This is a genomic window from Bradyrhizobium jicamae (genome assembly GCF_001440395.1).
Taxonomy (GTDB): domain Bacteria; phylum Pseudomonadota; class Alphaproteobacteria; order Rhizobiales; family Xanthobacteraceae; genus Bradyrhizobium; species Bradyrhizobium jicamae.
Genome location: NZ_LLXZ01000054.1, coordinates 1 through 16,820, shown reverse-complemented (window position 1 = coordinate 16,820; position 16,820 = coordinate 1). Strand labels below are relative to the sequence as shown.

Annotated in this window: 19 protein-coding genes; 6 read left to right on the top strand and 13 right to left on the bottom strand. The window is 59.1% G+C overall.

Translation table 11 applies throughout. The features are described 5' to 3' along the window. Positions 1 to 68 precede the first annotated feature (68 nt). Positions 69 to 1,448, top strand: a complete 1,380-nt coding sequence (locus CQ12_RS08450) for a serine hydrolase domain-containing protein (protein ID WP_057834855.1) — start codon at positions 69 to 71, stop codon at positions 1,446 to 1,448. Positions 1,449 to 1,453: 5 nt separating this feature from the next. On the opposite strand, the gene CQ12_RS08445 is transcribed toward CQ12_RS08450, so the two are convergent. After that, positions 1,454 to 2,119 carry a glutathione S-transferase family protein gene (locus CQ12_RS08445; protein WP_057834905.1) on the bottom strand — a complete coding sequence of 222 codons (666 nt, stop codon included), beginning with the start codon at positions 2,117 to 2,119 and terminating at the stop codon, positions 1,454 to 1,456. A gap of 1,208 nt (positions 2,120 to 3,327) precedes the next feature. Here CQ12_RS08445 and CQ12_RS43545 point away from each other — a divergent pair. From CQ12_RS43545 to CQ12_RS08430, 4 genes are read left to right on the top strand one after another with little or no spacing between them, the layout of a single operon-like run. After that, positions 3,328 to 4,398 carry a hypothetical protein gene (locus CQ12_RS43545; protein ID WP_157088079.1) on the top strand — a complete coding sequence of 357 codons (1,071 nt, stop codon included), beginning with the start codon at positions 3,328 to 3,330 and terminating at the stop codon, positions 4,396 to 4,398. Further along, complete coding sequence (locus tag CQ12_RS08440) at positions 4,395 to 4,985, top strand: hypothetical protein (RefSeq protein ID WP_057834854.1); 591 nt, start codon at positions 4,395 to 4,397, stop codon at positions 4,983 to 4,985. The genes CQ12_RS43545 and CQ12_RS08440 overlap by 4 nt, the downstream gene beginning before the upstream one ends. Continuing rightward, positions 4,982 to 6,115: an ImmA/IrrE family metallo-endopeptidase gene (locus CQ12_RS08435; RefSeq protein ID WP_057834853.1), complete on the top strand. Its 1,134-nt coding sequence runs from the start codon at positions 4,982 to 4,984 to the stop codon at positions 6,113 to 6,115. Before CQ12_RS08440 ends, CQ12_RS08435 begins: the two co-directional genes overlap by 4 nt. Further along, positions 6,099 to 6,587: a PIN domain-containing protein gene (locus CQ12_RS08430; RefSeq protein WP_157088078.1), complete on the top strand. Its 489-nt coding sequence runs from the start codon at positions 6,099 to 6,101 to the stop codon at positions 6,585 to 6,587. Before CQ12_RS08435 ends, CQ12_RS08430 begins: the two co-directional genes overlap by 17 nt. Positions 6,588 to 6,589: 2 nt before the next feature. Here CQ12_RS08430 and CQ12_RS08425 read toward each other — a convergent pair whose 3' ends face one another. The 12 genes from CQ12_RS08425 to CQ12_RS08370 all read right to left on the bottom strand — a co-directional run bounded on the left by CQ12_RS08425 (position 6,590) and on the right by CQ12_RS08370 (position 16,172). Then, entirely contained in the window at positions 6,590 to 6,835 is a 246-nt protein-coding gene (locus CQ12_RS08425; protein WP_057834851.1) for a hypothetical protein, read from the bottom strand. Positions 6,836 to 8,460: 1,625 nt separating this feature from the next. Continuing rightward, on the bottom strand, positions 8,461 to 9,906 hold the full coding sequence (locus CQ12_RS08415; RefSeq protein ID WP_057834849.1) for a primase-helicase family protein: 1,446 nt from the start codon (positions 9,904 to 9,906) through the stop codon (positions 8,461 to 8,463). After that, on the bottom strand, positions 9,903 to 10,955 hold the full coding sequence (locus CQ12_RS08410; protein WP_057834848.1) for a bifunctional DNA primase/polymerase: 1,053 nt from the start codon (positions 10,953 to 10,955) through the stop codon (positions 9,903 to 9,905). Before CQ12_RS08410 ends, CQ12_RS08415 begins: the two co-directional genes overlap by 4 nt. 91 nt (positions 10,956 to 11,046) lie before the next feature. Then, on the bottom strand, positions 11,047 to 11,313 hold the full coding sequence (locus tag CQ12_RS08405) for a hypothetical protein (RefSeq protein ID WP_198164099.1): 267 nt from the start codon (positions 11,311 to 11,313) through the stop codon (positions 11,047 to 11,049). 62 nt (positions 11,314 to 11,375) lie between these two features. Next, positions 11,376 to 11,567: a hypothetical protein gene (locus CQ12_RS08400; RefSeq protein WP_157088076.1), complete on the bottom strand. Its 192-nt coding sequence runs from the start codon at positions 11,565 to 11,567 to the stop codon at positions 11,376 to 11,378. A 56-nt stretch (positions 11,568 to 11,623) separates the two neighbouring features. Further along, positions 11,624 to 11,959 (bottom strand): hypothetical protein, encoded by a 336-nt coding sequence (locus CQ12_RS08395; protein ID WP_057834845.1) that lies wholly within the window; start codon positions 11,957 to 11,959, stop codon positions 11,624 to 11,626. 9 nt (positions 11,960 to 11,968) lie between these two features. Continuing rightward, the gene (locus tag CQ12_RS08390) at positions 11,969 to 12,319 is read right to left on the bottom strand and encodes a hypothetical protein (RefSeq protein ID WP_057834844.1); all 351 of its coding nucleotides are present in this window, start codon (positions 12,317 to 12,319) and stop codon (positions 11,969 to 11,971) included. Positions 12,320 to 12,377: 58 nt separating this feature from the next. Next, the gene (locus CQ12_RS08385; RefSeq protein WP_157088075.1) at positions 12,378 to 12,695 is read right to left on the bottom strand and encodes a hypothetical protein; all 318 of its coding nucleotides are present in this window, start codon (positions 12,693 to 12,695) and stop codon (positions 12,378 to 12,380) included. A gap of 306 nt (positions 12,696 to 13,001) precedes the next feature. Then, complete coding sequence (locus tag CQ12_RS08380; protein WP_057834842.1) at positions 13,002 to 13,955, bottom strand: hypothetical protein; 954 nt, start codon at positions 13,953 to 13,955, stop codon at positions 13,002 to 13,004. Between the two features lie 35 nt (positions 13,956 to 13,990). Beyond that, on the bottom strand, positions 13,991 to 14,491 hold the full coding sequence (locus tag CQ12_RS08375) for a hypothetical protein (RefSeq protein WP_057834841.1): 501 nt from the start codon (positions 14,489 to 14,491) through the stop codon (positions 13,991 to 13,993). Between the two features lie 4 nt (positions 14,492 to 14,495). Beyond that, positions 14,496 to 14,735 carry a helix-turn-helix transcriptional regulator gene (locus CQ12_RS47620; protein WP_198164098.1) on the bottom strand — a complete coding sequence of 80 codons (240 nt, stop codon included), beginning with the start codon at positions 14,733 to 14,735 and terminating at the stop codon, positions 14,496 to 14,498. Positions 14,736 to 14,903: 168 nt separating this feature from the next. After that, on the bottom strand, positions 14,904 to 16,172 hold the full coding sequence (locus tag CQ12_RS08370; protein WP_057834840.1) for a tyrosine-type recombinase/integrase: 1,269 nt from the start codon (positions 16,170 to 16,172) through the stop codon (positions 14,904 to 14,906). 360 nt (positions 16,173 to 16,532) lie between these two features. Between CQ12_RS08370 and CQ12_RS08365 the strand changes: the two genes are divergently transcribed. After that, positions 16,533 to 16,820: DUF2239 family protein (locus CQ12_RS08365; protein WP_157088074.1), on the top strand; the 288-nt coding region annotated here is incomplete at its 3' end.

Here is a 16,820-nt window from a genome sequence, read left to right as displayed (position 1 = left end):
AAGCTAAAGCGGGATGACGTTTCGAAGAAAAGTCATCCCGCTTTAGAGGCTCGGGGAGCACGCCTGCTTTGCGAAAGTGGATTGCCATCGCCCTCGCCGTCTTGGTCGCCGCGTTAGCGGGCGCGAGCGTCCACTTCCGGCCCGATCGCGCCATCCGCGTCGCGACCGGCTATGTTGCGCATAACATCTGCTCGAAGACCTTCGTCTCAGGGCTCGATCCGCAAACGGTATTCGCAGAGGTTTCCGATCGCGCCGGGATCCGACGGCTGCGCCACGTACTGCGCTTCACCCTCGACCGCAGCGCGGGGACCGTAGATGCCTCGACGCTCGGGCTGTTCCGCAGCCGCGCGGCCTTTCACGAAGGGTTCGGCTGTGTCGATCAGTATGGAGCAAAGCAACCTTATCTGCTGAAGAACGACGTCGAGGCGCTCAAGGCGAAGACGCCGCCGGCGCTTCCCGAGATTGCGGGCCCCGCCGTGGTCGAACCGGCGGACGCGGCGCTGAAGGCGGCGCTCGATCATGCCTTCGAGCCGGCCGCGCCGCCGTTCCGCAGGACCAAGGCGGTGGTCGTTGTGCACGACGGCAAGGTGATCGCCGAACGCTACGCTCCCGGCATCGGCGTCGACACGGCGCTGCTCGGCTTCTCCATGACCAAGTCGGTGGTCAACGCACTGATCGGCATCTTGACGCAGCAGGGCCTGGTCACGCCCTCGATGCCCGCGCCGATACCGGAATGGCGCGGTGCCGGCGATCCCAGGCGCGAGATCGAGGTCGAGCATCTCATGCGCATGACCAGCGGTCTGGACCTCGACGAAACCAATTCCGGCTTCGATCCGTCCAGCCGGATGTTCCTGCAGGATGATACGGCAGCCTATGCCGTGAATGCAAAGATGATCTCGCCGCTGGGCACGCGATGGGCGTATTCGAGTCCGACCACGCAGATCCTGGCGCGCATCGTTCGCGACGCCGTCGGCGGACCGGAACAGACGCTGGCGTTTGCGTGGCGCGAACTGTTCAATCCGCTCGGCATGCGCAGCGTCACGTTGGAGTTCGACGGATCAGGCACGCTGCAGGGCTCGACCTACATGCTGGCCAGCGCGCGCGACTGGGCGAGGTTCGGCCTGCTCTATCTCAATGACGGCGTGGTCGGGGACAAGCGTATCCTGCATCCGGACTGGGTCGATTTTTGCGCGGCGGCGACGCTCGATACCGATTACGCCGCCGGCTTCTGGACCAATCGCAGCGAACACCCCAACGCCAGAGGCCGCGTGCGGCTAGGCATACCCCGCGACGCCTTCTTTGCCTCCGGCGACCTCGGCCAGCGCATCTTTATCATCCCGTCTCAGCGCCTCGTCGTGGTACGTCTCGGCGACAGCGTCGATCCGACCGGCGATATCAGAGGCGCTGCGAGGCTGGTGAAGGAAGTGATCGCGGCGGTGCAGCCTTAAGACGATTATCGCCCGATCACATACGGCCCGCCCTTTTCCAGCGCGCGCGCATAGGCCGGGCGGGCGTGAATACGTTCGAGGAACGCCATCGCCTTGGGATGGCCCTGCTCCAGCCCGCCGCGCGCCGCGGCGGCTTCGAGCGGAAAGCTCATCTGGATGTCGGCGCCCGAAAATTCGTTACCGGCGAACCATTCGCTTTTGCCGAGTTCGCCCTCCCAGTAATCCATGTGCTGCTTGAGCTGCGGATTGACCAGCGTGGTCAGCGCCGTGTTGGAGACCTTGCGCACCAGCGGCCGAAGCAGCGCCGGCGCGCGCTTCGGCATCAGCGTGAACAGCAGCTTCAGCAGGAGCGGCGACATCGCCGAACCTTCCGCATAGTGCAGCCAATAGGTGTAGCGCAGCCGCTCCGGCGTATTCGGCGGCGGGATCAGGCGGCCATTGCCATAGGTGCCGATGATGTATTCGCAGATCGCGCCGGACTCGGCGATGGTGTTGCCATTGTCGGTGATGACGGGCGACTTGCCGAGCGGGTGAATGGCGCGCAGCTCCTTCGGGGCGCGCATGTCCGGCTGGCGCTGGTAGCGCACGATCTCGTACTCGACGCCAAGCTCTTCGAGGAGCCACAGCACGCGCTGGGAGCGTGAGTTGTTGAGATGATGAACCGTGAGCACTTTGGAATTCAAATTGCACCTGCATTACAGTGGGTTAGCGCCATTCTTCGCGCTGACCTTTCGGAATTTGTACGGCTTTTGCGCGGACGGTTAATCGTATCTTAACGGGACAATTCCGGCCATAGCCCTAGAACGCGCAGGCGAGCCGTGCAGCGGTCTTCCACTCGGCTGCATTCAGTTCACGGCGGAGGCCGTTTAACGCGCCGGGCGGGCGGGCTGTGCGGCGTGAAACTAATCCGGTCTTAACCCCCGGGGTTGCATCATGACCGCCCCCAAGAGCCTGAAAACCGGATGGTGCGCTCAATGGCCGCTGACTTCATCCCCCGTGGCTCGCGCTATTTTCTTGCCTTGGTCGTCATCTGCATCCTACTCAGCTTCGCCGCTGTTAACGCGCTCCTAAAGTCGTCACCCACTGAAATGGCAGCGACACCGCGCACGACTTCGTTCACTTCCAATCCAGCGCCAGTTTCGGTCTACGTCATCGATGGCGACACCATCAGCTTGAACGACGGTCGGCCTAACGTCCGTTTAGTCGGCTTCAACGCGCCCGAAACAGGAAGCCGGGCGCGGTGCGAGGCTGAGCGCCAAAAAGGCGAGGCCGCGCAACGGCGGCTTCGCGAACTAGTCAGCACTGGCCGACCGAATTTCCAACAGGTTGCGTGCTCATGCCCGCCGGGGACTGAAGGCACCAATGCGTGCAACTTCGGTCGTCGCTGCGGCACGCTGCGAATTAACGGCGTGGACGTAGGATCAATTCTGATCAGCGAGGGGCTGGCCGCCCGGCTCGTCTGTAGCGCGACTAGCTGTCCAGCGCTGCCGCGCCCGTGGTGTTGACGTAGACGGGCTACCGAGACCTATTGAACGGGCGGCAACACCGCGCGGTCAGCGAATCGTGTCACCGAACCTTGGTTGGGCGCTCTATCCGCGACCAGAGGTCGGCAATCGAAACGTGATTCGTCCAACCAGCCGTCACCGGGAAATGCGGCATCTGCCTTCTGCCGCGCCTGCGGTCCAGTCCAAGCCCTCACTTCGGCAAACGGCCCTTCGATCTCAGCAGACGTAGGGTCTAAGGCGTAGATGCGCATACTAATCTCCATGATTGCATCTTTACTGCTAGAGGAAAATCGAGTCCTCTCCTTGAAGTTGAATGGCATGGCTAGACAAACTGTTCTCTTTATGTTCTATTGGCTTTGAAAGCAAGGCTTTTCATGAGCGCCGGTCAACCTGATAAGTGCTCAATCGAGCACGTTGGAAAGCAGCGGAACGGCAAGCCGCGATACTGGTGTCGGACGCACCGATCCAGCGCGACGGGCCACAATGGTGCGCGTCTATCTGCATGTCACGGCCTCGCGAAAGCGCAAAAGCCGCCAAAAGTCCTAGAGCTTGATGCTTCGGCGCACCCCGGCGGGATCGCTCTGTGGGGTGCTGTTGAGGCAGTCTACGACACTTCTTCAATGCCCCCAGAAATTGGCATCCACGTCCATGCGCGAGCCACCGCAGACGGACGTAAAGAAGTCGATGACACTTTCGACACTGTAATCGTAACGTTGTCTTCAACTGAACAGGCTACTATCACCGGTGACACGGCGATTAGTTTTTATCTGAGCCGCTTTCTAAAGCGCGACGTCAAGCTTCTCCACTGCCCACACTGTAACGAAGCGCATTTGGATGCTGGCTACTTTGCTGTTAACCCTCACCGCAGGCACATGTGCCAAGATTGCGGACGACAGTTCAACGACTCAGAGAAATCAATATCTAACCCCGTGGCCCTGCTTCAGGTCGTTCAGCAGAATGTCCAGCCGATCAGAGCGCCGCGAACCCTAAACGTGGAGCAAGCTTCTTATCCGGGCGGCGTTCAAATCTGGGCATCAAATCCAGCGCTGCTGTGGACTTCGGATCGACCCGAAGAAGCTGGCCTGCACATTCACCTTTATGATTCTCATGGGGATATCGTCGTTGACGACACTTTCGACCACGTCTTGCTTGACGGCGTTGAGCTGAATGAAGTTCACATCCAATATTTTATGGCTCAACAGGCTTTGCCATACCTCTCGGATAAAGTGGTCAGCTTAAATTGCCCCCGTTGTGAGAAAGCGCACTTTGACGTTGGCGATTTGGCGTTTTCTCCGCATCGCGAGCACACATGCGATTATTGCAACGAAAAATTTGTTTCGAACGGGCGGCGCAAGCTAGTTGTGAGCAATCCCTTCGAAGCCGTTCGAAAAAGCCTCAGGGCGAATTGGCAGTCTAATCAATTTGAAGCGCGGAGACGACCGTGAAGGGTTACATCTATATATCAGGCACCGGCACCGATCCCCATGCGCGCGGCAACATGAACGATCCTATCCTTTTTAGGAAGACCCCGACGTTAGGAGCGTGCATGACTAACATTCGACGGGTTGTTTTGCCCGGTGACTTCATATTCGTAGTCAGCGGAAAGGTGCCTGCGGTCCAGCAATATGTCGTAGGCGGCTTGCAAGTTGACGAGAGGATTGACGCGCTAGCTGCCTACCGGAGATTTCCCGAAGATAGACTTCAGACCGGCGCAAACGGGCTCGTAGAAGGAAACATCATCGTTGATGCCAAAGGGAATCAGCATCCCTTAGATACGCATAAGCCGGACACTTTCGAAGATCGAATCAAAAACTTCATTGTCGGTAAGAATCCGGTAGCGCTCGAAAGCGACCGCGAAGTCGCGATGGGCCGCGACCAAACTCTTCCCAAGCTCTCTGAAATGCTCGGCAAGCGAGGAAACCGCGTTTTCGACGTGATGGGTCGCGCCGCAAAGCTCAACGAATCCCAGGTTAAAGACATGCTTTCTTGGTTGCAGGGAATTAAGGCGTCCGCCGCCTTAACGCGATCATGAGCAGGGTCGCGACTTTTCTAAGACAGTTGCCGCTGTCGCCCGATGAGATAGCGACCAAATCGCGGCTCTCAACGGATCGCATTCGCGCGTTCTTAGACGGCGAAGATCCAACCTTGGCAGACCTGCGTGCGTTGTCGCGCGGGCTAAAAGTCCCTCTTCGTTCGTTCGCTTCAGAGAGCGCATCGAAGAGCGAACTAGGAATGTTGTTCCGCCAGACCGTCTCTTCAAGGCCTGATCGCGGAGTAGAGGCAGCGGCCGGGTTTGTCGAGGCTGCGCTAAAGATACTTCCACCACGCGATGCGCCCCCGCAATGGCTCTCACAATTTCGATTTGAGCAAGAGACCTACCAAGAGGCAGAGCGGCTCGCGAATGAATTTCGTCAGATGTTGTTGCCAGATCAGCTCGACGACCCACTCACGGACTTGCCACGTCTAATAGTTGATTTGGGTGTAATTCTGGGAAGGCTAGAGACGTCTCGCTTCGAAGGCGCGTCGGTCGTAGCGGATGGCTATCCCTTCGTATTCGTGTCGCCGCGCTTTAGTGGCAGAATGCTGTTCACGCTTGCGCACGAAGTCGGCCATCTAATAACGCACCACAAGAACTTTAATCGATCAGTGACCTTCGATCTGGCTGGGCAGATTGGGGGGCTTCACAGATATCGATCACAAGCGGAGTATTTCGTAAACGCCTTTGCTTCCGTACTTCTGCTTCCTGCGAGCGGTGTTGGAAAGGTTCTGCAGCAGGTTCGCAGGACGCTCGGTATTACCAATCCGGCAATCGGCGACATCGAGATATTGTATCTGTCGCGCTTCTACGGGGTGAGCTTCGAGGTGGCAGCGCGTCGCTGCGAAGATTTGCAGCTTCTCCCATCGGGGGGAGCAAAATCACTCGCTGACCACCTTCGGGACTACTTTGGCGGCCCCGAGAAGCGAGCAGAGGCTCTTCGTTTGCCTACGCGCGAGCCCGTGCATATCCCGCGTGTATCAAAGAACCTGCTTAATGTTGCTGCGAAAAAAGTTGAGCAAGGTGAGGTTTCCATCGGTTGGGTAACGGACCGCTTGAACTGCTCCATCAACGACGTCTATGGATCGCGCATCAGCGGTGAGGGACGTCGTGGACCTCATCATTGATGCGAGTTCGGTAATCAACCTATCGAATGCCGAGGCGTTAGCCGTCGTCGCTGCTCTGCCAAATGTGAATATTTGTGTCTCGCCCTTGGTAGTGGGTGAATGCGAGCCAACCTGTGCGGCGGAGCTTCTCGCGCTTCAGGAGCAAGGCACGATCCGTTTCGTAGACCCAAACGAAGTTTCCTCTGAACGCTTTCTTACTTTGCTCGACGAGCACGAGCTTGGCGAGGGGGAGACGGAGTGTTTGGCGCTGCTTCTAGACGGAGACTACGTCTTCTGCTGCGACGACGGAAAAGCTAGGCGGATTGCAATCGCCTTGGCCGACCAAGGCAAGGTGGTGGGCAGCCTGCGTCTGCTAAAATGGGCTGTTGAGGCCGGGCTTTGCACAGCCGAAGAGGCATTTGAATATTATGAGCGGATGAAGGACGCTGGCGGCTTTCTGCCCGATATCGCGCTTGAATGGTTTCAATCCTAAACTCACCTTCCCGCGCGCTTATCAGTCTGATTCATCCAGCGGGCAGGCGTGACGTGGTCGAACGCGCCGCCGCAGTCGAAGCGGTCGAACAGCTTCGCGACCGCCAGCCGACGCGGCGCTTCGTCGATATCCACGACAGGAATCTCGCTGCCGTCGTCTTCGACGTGCCGCGCTTTGAATGCGGCGACCCGGCAAGCGGGCTGACAGTATCGCTGGCGGCGTCCGGTTGTCTGTTTCGGTTCGAACATTCGGCCGCAATGTTGGCAGGGCACGGCGTCGGCTGACGTCACCTCGGGCGCGGTAGAGACCCCAAGCCTGCATTCCTCCGAACAGAATCGCCGGTTGCCAGTGTTGCGGCCACGCGGTGGCATCGGCACGCCACAGCGCGAGCATGGTATTTGAACCGGCGCTATCCGCGACCTGCGCAGCCGTTCCAGTTCGCGCCTACGCTCGACGCGGCACGCATCCGAACACGTGATTTGCAAATCTTCATTAGCTCGCGACGGCGTGAAGTCGCCGCCGCATACTATACACGCCTTCGTCGTCATCGCGTCGCGCGACTCCGCGCCAGCTTCAAGCCTGCGTCTAGCAGGTCGCGGATAACGCCGGGACGACCACCGGGGGCGGGTCCCGCAATGCGATTGATGCTGCGGATTTGGTCACGACGTAGCTTCACCGTCAGGTAAGCCGCGTCCTTCCCCAGCACGCTGGGACGTCCGCCCTTCGATTTGTCACGCTGCTTTGACATGTCCGACTCCATTGTTCATCAAGAGCCATGCGAGGAAACTTCCAACTTGGTATCCGCCGGGGCCGCCGGGCGCGCCGCGCTTTAGCGCATCATCGACGCCGGTTTCCGTGAGTCCCAAGATGTTGATTAGCGCTCGCTTCGAAACACGCGGCTCTTTCATGAGGGGCCTTCCTTGTTTGTGTTGCGACGGCCGGACCATAGCGGAAGACTAACGCCCGCGCGAAGGAACGATTCTGCACGCGCGAGCGCCTACCCATTTCGCAGCCGGTTTTTGAAAAATCCAGAATCGACTCGCGGCCGATTTGCGGATTCGACGAGTCGCGAATTCTATAAGCGCGGCACTTTGAAGTTTTGCGCTTACCCATTTCGTACCGAAAATATTTTTCTTACCCGTCCGGTGAGCATCTGCGCTCCGTTTCTGCCCTCATAGCGTTTTTTCGTTTTGGAAGGACCCCGAGAAAATTTCAGCGCATCGCTTTAGAGAAATAATTTCTCTTAGTGCTTCGAAGAATCGGAATCGCAAATTGCGTGATGGCGAGTCCATCCCCGAGCCCGGTCTTGCCTCTATGCCTATGCATTGCATGTACTGGCCTTGCTGATGTGGGCATCCGCTTATTGTTCGATGGTCGTCGAGTGTTATCGCGTGCGAACGCGTGAGACGGAGATTAGTTGTGAAGGCAACGAGATATTTTATGCCTCAAACATTTGATTTCATTTCTCTTAACGCAAAGGTTCTCCGCCACGCTTCCGGGCTATCAATCCAGCGGCGTGAAGAGATAAGAGCGCGTCGAGCGCGGGCGCGGTGCGGGGTCTTCGCCCTACCATGTGGGGAGGGGGTACCCCCTGAACGTGGACAGGTTAGGGAATGTGGACAGGTTGCGAGCAAACCTGTCCGCCATGTTAGCCCACTGCCGCAGGCACTTCTTTAATTTTGGACAGGTTGGACGCGTTGGAGGGGGGCAATTCTATATAACCATGAGATAGCGTGCGGCCGTCCTTCTTTCATTCTTTTTCCTTATAAGTAAGAGATAACCTGTCCAAACTGTCCAACTGTGGGGAAACCCCTTTGGTTATAGGCTTTGGCGCGGACAGGGCCTGTCCATGACCTGTCCAAACCTGTCCATTCTAGCCGAATTCGTCATCATCGTCGTCGATATCCATCCCCGACGACCATTCGGCTTCGGGGTTTGCGAACGGCGGGCAAAAGGGTTTGGCTTTGAGCCATGCAGTCCGCATTTCCGACAGCGGCGGGAAAACCCAATGCGATCCGTTCGACCGCTTGCGCTCGCAACCCCAATCTTCGAGGAACGTGCTTAGGGTCGGGTCGCCGTTGTGCCCCATCTTCGGGCGCTTGCGCGCGAGGTCGAAAAACTCGCCGCTCTTGACTATGTTCGGCGCTGCGCGACTCTGACAATCGAGAACGCCGGAAAGCAGGTAGCCATATAGCCAGGATTCCTTTGCGCCCAGCGATAGCACTTGCTGCGCCTTCAGTGCCTTCGTTGCCGGGATTCCGCTGCGCGGATGCCACTCGCCAAGGGGCCTGTTCTGCAAGTCGTACATCATCCCCGCGAGTCCGCCGTCGTCTAGCTGCTCCTGAATCGCGCGGAAATACTTTTGATCCTGCTGACGCTTCGTCGATACTTCGAAGACGGCATAGCGGCGTTCGTCCTCCGACGCTTGAACAATCTTCGAGTTGTTCGACGCCAACATGACCTTCAGCGCGTTGCGCATGGTGACAAGGTCGATTCCCTTGCGCTCAATCTGAATTGTGTCCTCGGTGATGATTCCCTTTAACACGTTGTCGTCTTCGACTCGGTCGGGTCGCACCGCTTCGTCGCTGAAGAGGAAACCGCATAGCGCATGGTGCGCGTTGAACTTGCCGGTTAGCTGCGAGCGTTGCAGGATTTGGAGTCCGTGCGCGCCGAACGCCTTGACGATGGCGCGCCCCAACATACCCTTGCCTGTTCCCTTCGCTTCGGACATGAGCGCTACCGCCACTTCGGCGCGTTCGGTCGGATTCTGGAATGCGAATGCGAGCCAATGCAGAAGGTATTTTTCGCTAGGCGCTTCGCCCGCCGCCAGAATCTTCGCTATATGCTCTTCCATCTTCGACCAATCGCCGGGCGCGGGCGTGATTCCGAATCCGCGCCATAGATTGATTTCGTCTTTGCTGTTGCGCTTCGAGTCGAACACAAGGCCGTCGTATATGTAGCGCGTCGGGTCTTCGAGCCAATGCTTTGCCAAATCGACTCGCACGGTGCGCGCTGGCTTTGACTTGGTCGCGGGCAAATCCTTATAGACGGCGCGGTTCTGCAACAGCGCCTTAAAATCGGGAATCGTCATGAACTCGGGAACACGCACCTTGGGGTCAAAGCCCGACTTGCCCCAACGCATGACGCGCGGCTTGCCGTTGTTGTTCACAAGCTTCACCATTTCGTCGATGTTTTCGACGCTGATTTCGTTGAGTATGAACAGCCGTTGCGCGTCTAGTTCGGCGGCGGCGTCGTTCTTCGCGACTAGCCGCAGAAAATCCGCGCTGTCGGGGTGGATTTTGATTTCGATCTCACTCATGACTTGGCCTTCCGTCGCTTTATACCCGCGTCGCGGACATTGACATAACGGGACGTCGTCGCGTCCCTATAACCTTCCGTTTTCGATATGGGCACGTCGCGCACCATGTCGTCGGGGAATTCGTCGTGTGACACGTCGCGCGGCGGGATAGCGTCGGCAGCGCCGCGTTCGCGTAGAATCTTGTTTAGGGTCCGGTATGTGATCGCGTTCGACTTGTCGCCGCATGATCGCCAGCGCTTTTGCACAATGGCCGAGTCGCCAGCGAATTGCGGGTCGCTCGCGGACCAATCCATAAAGACGCGTTCGCCGTCGCCATTGGTCGCGTGATGGCAGGCGAACATCAGGTTGCGCCACTCGAATTGATCGCGGAATTCCGTCACGTCTAGCCGTTCGAGCGCGCGGGCGAGTTGTTCGACCGTGTACTGTCCGCCATCGCCGCCGCCGTTGTGGCCACTGTCCTTGCGCGCGATGACGCGCAACAGCGCCGTCGGGACCATGGGGATTCCCTTGCGAATGTCGGGATGGTCTACCGACCAACGATAAAGCCCGCCGTCAGGATGGCGCGAACCGGCGGCGACGACTTGGCGGCCCTTCGATTTGAATTCTATGCCGGGGTATTCGTCCAGCGTTTCACAGATCAACACGTCCTCGGGCTTCGCCATATAGCAATGCCATCCGCCCGACCCGGTATACACGCGCGGCCACTCATCGCCGTCTAAGCCTATGTCAAAGCACAACGCCGCAAAACTGGCGTCGCCGCCGTTGCGCGGGTCAACGTCGATAACGAGTTGATTCGGTTTGAGCCGGATTCCCATGTTGCGCAGTTCGGCGAGGCACCGCCTGCGGACGGCGCGCGACACGACTCGAATCGTCGTCCACTTGCGCGCGATGGGCGCTTTGCCGATGGCGGTTAGGGTGCCATTAGGAAGGCGCTTCCGAGCGTTCCACATGTGCAGCGCTAGGAAGTCGGACGTGTCGGGGTTGTAGCGCTCGAAGCCGCGTCCAAACGTTCCTTTGGCCGGGACGGGCGGGTTTGCTAGCTTAAACATTCTCGACTCCTTACTTCACTTGCCCGGCCGCGATTGCCACTCGCGCGCCGGGTTTCTTTTAGCGATGGGGAGTCGCCGGGTTGAAAACTTCCTAGCCGAATTCGGCGAACCGCTTGGCGGGTTTGCGCAGAAACAGTTCCCGAAAAACTTCGTTAAAGTCGGGGCCGCCCGAGTAGCCGTTTTCAAGCCCCGCACGAATCTGTTGCGCCAGCACGGCGATTCCAAAGTCCAGCGTTGACGCTTGCATATGCGCAGCGGCCAAGGTAGCGCAGGCTTCGGCCGACCACTTAGGGCCGGGCTCTATCTCGCTGGCTGCTAGCGCCCGCAAGGCTTCGTCCAATTTCTGATTGGCAGTCATCCTGCTTTGCGCGAGTAGCCCATGGAAGTCAGCTTCGATTGTCTGTGGCACAGCGGTTACTCCTACGCAGTTTTGCGCCGGTCGGTGCGGTTCGCGAAGTAGCGTGCGACCTGACGCATGTCATAGATTTTGTTTTTGCCGACGACGTACAGCGGCGCGGGGAAGCCCGCTTCCATCGCGACCTGATAGATTCGCTGCGTGCTTTTGCCTTCCGCGGCAGCGATATCTTTGATGGTGCCTTCGTGTCGGTGCATCGTCATATCTCCTATCGAAAGTAGAAACATGGATTAGAAAAATCTGCAAAGGAACGTTAGCGCTGCTTCAGCGAGTCCAGGTAACGCTGATACACGAATCGCTGATAACGCTTCGACGGCGGCTGCCAGTTTTTCGCTATCCGCGCCTTCGCGCTCGCCAGCGCGTCTTCAAGCGGCATCGTCTCGATGACGTTCAACATCGCGACGTTAATCACGCACGACACTTCCGCGTCGCCCTCGTAGAAAGGGAATGCCGCTTCGACGAACTTGGCGCGGCTACAGTGGTGCCACACAACCTTCTGCATGTCGGTCGCGGTTGGCAGCGCCTCTTGATAAAGGCGCATCGCCTCGCGAAGATGGGCAAGCAAATATTCGTCGCTGGGAAGTGCCATGACACGAACTCAATCGTTCGGCGGGTCGCCGGACCCGACGAAAATTCTCTGGCCGGTAGATGCATCGTGGCCGGTGGGTGCATTGTGGCCGCTTGGCGGGTCGCCATCGCCAATCCAGATTGTTGCGCCCTTGTCGGGTTCGGATGTTGAGAGGCCACGAATCATAGCGGCTGTCGCCATATCGGCATCCCAAGCGGCTACGGCTGCGGCATCGCCGTTGTTGTGGCAGTAGCAGCCGAATGGCTCGCAATCGCAAGGACGAGGGCCTTTCGGTTCAACAAGCTTTGCGCACTCCTCGATTGTGTCGGCGCGCACCGCTGCGGCGCGGTCTTCGCGAGCGGCAATTTTGATGCGGGGCATGGATTCAACTCCAGTTGGAATGGTGGAAGCGGCGACTCTTTGCAGAGTCGCCGAGGGATCAGTTGTCGCGGTCAACCGGCGGCGGATTATTCCAGCGCTTGAAAATTCCGACCGGGTCCAGTTTCTTGACCGGCGTCGGCCGCTCGGGCGTGCCGAACGCCTTCGCGCGGATTGCGTCGAAGTCGTCATCGACTCGCTTTGCGTCGGTGCCTGCGCTCGCGTTGCCGATAAGCTTTTGCAACGCGGCCATGCACCTTGCATGATTGGCGGGCGGCACGTCGGGCAGGAACCCTGTCGTTGCGCCGTTCGCCACTAGGACCATGGTCACCGCGTGCTTTCCTGCGGCGCGCCGTGCTTCCCGATAGACCTTCTGCAACGGCGTAGATTCGATTTCGTCAACTGCACTCATGTTTGTAGTCCTCTACTGGTTTGAACTAAAACGTTCCGGCCCGTGTCGCTTGGTGCTTTCACACCTCGCCGAGTCGGGGAGTCCTCGGCTTTTCCACCATCACAACACGGGCCTTCGCGTCCCCACGCCGTGGCTAGTCGCGGGTATCCGCCAAAAGAAGGAAGCAGCCTCACCTTCGACGGAATTTGGTGCGGCGGGCGATACACTCCCCAGCAATCGCCCGCCGCGTCGCCGCGCATGTGGAAAGGAGCACGCGCGGCGAAAACTTTTTGCCTATGCGCGGACCAAATCCAAAATGGCGAGGACGTTGGTGCTGATGCGCGGACCGGGGTTTGCGCCCTGACTGCGCGCAACACGGTGCCAGTATTCGCCCTTGTATTGGATATCCAGAATCGCGGCGTTGACTTCCTTCAGTCGGCGCGAACGTTCGACCGCGTCCAGCGCGTCCGCGTCGTTGTGATTCTCCAGTATCAACGCGGTTAGCCGTTCGATCATTTCGGGGCCGAACAGCGCGGCCATGACGCCGAGTGCGTCGGGAACGTAGGTTATGCCGCCAATGCCATCGGGGATACTCAGGCGCGGCAGCGAGAGGCTACGCCGCTTGAAGCGGTCCGTCTTGTCGTTCAGATCGACATGCCGAACGCTCTTTTGAATCTTGGCTGCCCATTTCGAGACGTCTTCGGCGATAATGGCCTGAATCTCGGCGGCGGGTAGCGGGGCTTTGCCGATGGCTATACGCTCGGCGAGCTTCGCCTGATTCTGTTCGCGATAGTGCTGCGTCATATCCACGGCCGTCTTGCCCGGCAGAAGTGTGTCGGTCGTGTTCGCACACTCGTAGGGCTGATGCGCGGCACTCGATGAAAAGAAACTGCGAATGGCGTTCCCCATGGGGCCGGGGCGGTTGCGCAAATATTCATTCTGGCGGCGGTCAATTTCGGCCCGCTTTGCCTTCAGTTTCTCTGCTTCCTTTTCCAATCGCTCTTCGCGCTTTGTCGAGCGCTTAGGGCTTCGCTGTTCGACCATGAGCATGTGCGCATTTTCGGCCACTTCGAGGCGATAGGCGTTCAACGCTCTTTGGTGCGCTTCGTAATTGGATTGGTTTTCCGATTCCAACCTGTCTTCGTCAGCGTGGATTGGGCCGATGTGCGGAAACTGTTCTTCAAATTTCTCGCGGACCGTGAGCGGCTGAATGCCTTCGCCGACGTGGATTTCCTGAATGTTAGACATGTTCGATCCTCATTGGGTTTGAATTCATCTAGGGCTTAGCGGTCGCAGGGGCCGCGATCTACATCCGACTTCGTGGATGTTGCATCCGACTTCGTGGATGTTGCCGCTTCGGCGAGGGGAGTCAGGACGGCTTGTAGTCGCGCCAGATGCTTCGCTTTGCGTTGATGCGACTCACAAATAAGCCGCACGATCTCTTCGGCTTCGGGTTTTACGCCGCGTGCAAATTCGCGCCTGAAAATCTTATCGACGGCGCTAAAAGGCGATTTCGCGTTGCCATAGTGATGCTTGGCGATACATGAGCGCAGCACGGCCGGGCGAGTCTCTTTGAGTTCACGCGTTAACAGGATCAGACTCGCGAGCGCTTGCGCCATCTTCCTTTCACGCGGCAATCGCTTAATGTCTTTTCGGCAAAGCCAGATTGTTAGTCCGGCGTCCGCGACAAGGGCCGCGAGCGCTGTTATTGAGTCGGTTGCCCGCCATTCAACGATGGCATCTTCAAGCAAGGCGGCGTCGATTTTGGGGGAGCTTTTTGTCATGGCGTCACCGCCTGCGCCGACGCTTCACCACTGGCGAGCGGTCGCGCGCTTCGAGCCTTGCGCGTTTGCACTGCTCTAGTTCGTCTTCGACCCATCGCGACGTATTCGGACCAATGCGGACGGGCCGGGGATAGCGGCCGGCGGCAATGCCTTCGTAAAACGTGGAACGGCTGATGGGGCTGTTTTCGCCGCCAAGAATGGCTAGGGATTTTGTAAGGTCGCAGAGTTTTATAGGCGCGGACATAGGACGACTCCCGACGCGCTGCATCGCTTGCAGCGTCCAAACGAGTTCGCCGTCCGCTAACGGCTATGACTCGGGCGGGAGTTCAATTCGCTCGGCGTCCGAAGACGTCCGGCGGCGTATGCATAGCACGACCACCGGGCGTTTTCTCAGGTAACGATTTTGAAATTTTTATCCCTGCGCCGTTCCCAGCACGCAGCGAGTCCATTCGTCGAAGGCTTGCCGTTTCAATTCCATCAACGCCGCCGCCCTGCGCTGCATCGTGGATTGCTTGGCTTTGATATAGCGCCGCGTGACGGCCGCGCCCGCGTCGGGTCGCTTCTCGCGTTTCGGCGAGTGGTTAAGGCAAAGACTGATAGTGGACTCGGGAAATCCCATTTCATCAAGGTAGGTCGCGCAGGTCCGCCGGAGTCCGTGGATGGTGTAGCCCTTCGCCGAACCAAGGCGCTTCGATATATCACGGCCGGAAAACAGCACGGTAAGACGGGGGCCGGTCACAGGCGTGTCGTTAACCAAGCCCCACGGGTTATCTAGGTCGTTGCCGAGCAATTCGAGCATGGTCGAATTTAACGGAATCGGGTGCGGCTTTTTGTTCTTCGTCCGCGCGCCGGGGATGGTCAGGACTCCGTCTCGAATCTCGCCGGGCTGGATTTCGGCAACCTCGCTGATGCGGCAGCCGGTAAGAAGTGCCAGCTTCAGCACGCGGGCGTAGACGTCCCGGCCCAACGGGGGCAAGGCGTCGCGAACGCCATTCCAGAACGCGGCTAGTTCGTCGTCGTCCATTGCCCGAACCTTCTCGCCGTGCTGCTCCGGCCCGGCGGGCTTGGCAATGGATTCCATGGGATTCGATTCCAGGATCGCGGCGACGCGCACGGCCCAATCGAAACACAAGCGCATGTGTGTATGGCAGTGCCCGGCGTAGGTCTGCGCGCCGCGCTGGCGAACCCGGTCCAGACATTCGGCAAGGTCGCGGCGGGTCAGGTCGGCGACGCTCTTGTCGCCGATAAATTTCCCGAACTCGTTTCGCAAAATTCGCCTGATCTGGTCCACAGTCCGAAGCTTCGCAACGTCTGGGTCGGCTAAATATCGTTCGATGACCTGCGCGACGGTCAGCCCGGCGGCTGCGGCGGCCTGTTCGTCGTCCCGGATGTTGCGGGGATCGCGCGGCGGCTTGGCAGCCAGCGCTTGCCGGGCGGCTGTGACGGCGTTCCGGGCGTCGGCGAGCGAGAACGCCGGGAACTGCCCGAGGTCCATCCGGGCGCGCTTGCCGTCGAATGTGTAGTGGAACGTGAAGGTTCTGCGGCCGGTCGGGGCGACGCGGATAGCTAGGCCGGGGGCCGTCTCGCCGGTCCCGTCCGCGAAGTGTTCGCGGTAGCGCTTGGCGGCGACGTCAGCCGGGTCGGGCTTCAGGGCTTCGAGGGTGCGGAAGGTGAACTGCATAGGGACGCTCCGGGATACGCTTCGAGCGGTCCTAGGGCGTACAAATCGCCCCGTCAAATTGTACGGAAACGCCGGAACGGGTCGGACAGGCTCGGATTTGGCTGGACGCAATCGGACAAATAGGCGAACGGTATCAATTGGTTACGACACATAAGCGCTTTTTCTTCAATGGCTTACAGAAGCGGGGAAGATGATGAACCGTCAGCATTGGCGCTCCCCTGAAGTTGGCGTCGCGTTGGTGCCAGCCGGGGGACGGAAAGTCGAGACGGCCTTAGGCGGGGCAATATATTTACCCGGATGATATTGACATCATAATTTATCCGGGTAAATATAGGCTAACGAAAATACCGAGTACCTCCAATGGCTGACATTGCTCGTCCCCAATTCACCGCCTTCATCGGGCCGCAGCGCCTCGCGGCGGGCCCGCTGGCCGAAGTCGCGCTGGCGGTGATGCAGGCCTCCCGAAGGCCCGCCGCGCCGCCGATCATCATATTCAACGACGCGACTGGCCAACCGATCGATCTCGACCTGCGCGGCACCGAACGCGACGTCATCGCGCGCCTGCCGCAGCCGGTTCCTGATCCGGAAGCCGCGACGGACGGGTCGGCGGAGGCGCCGCGCGGGCGCGGACGGCCCAAGCTCGGCGTC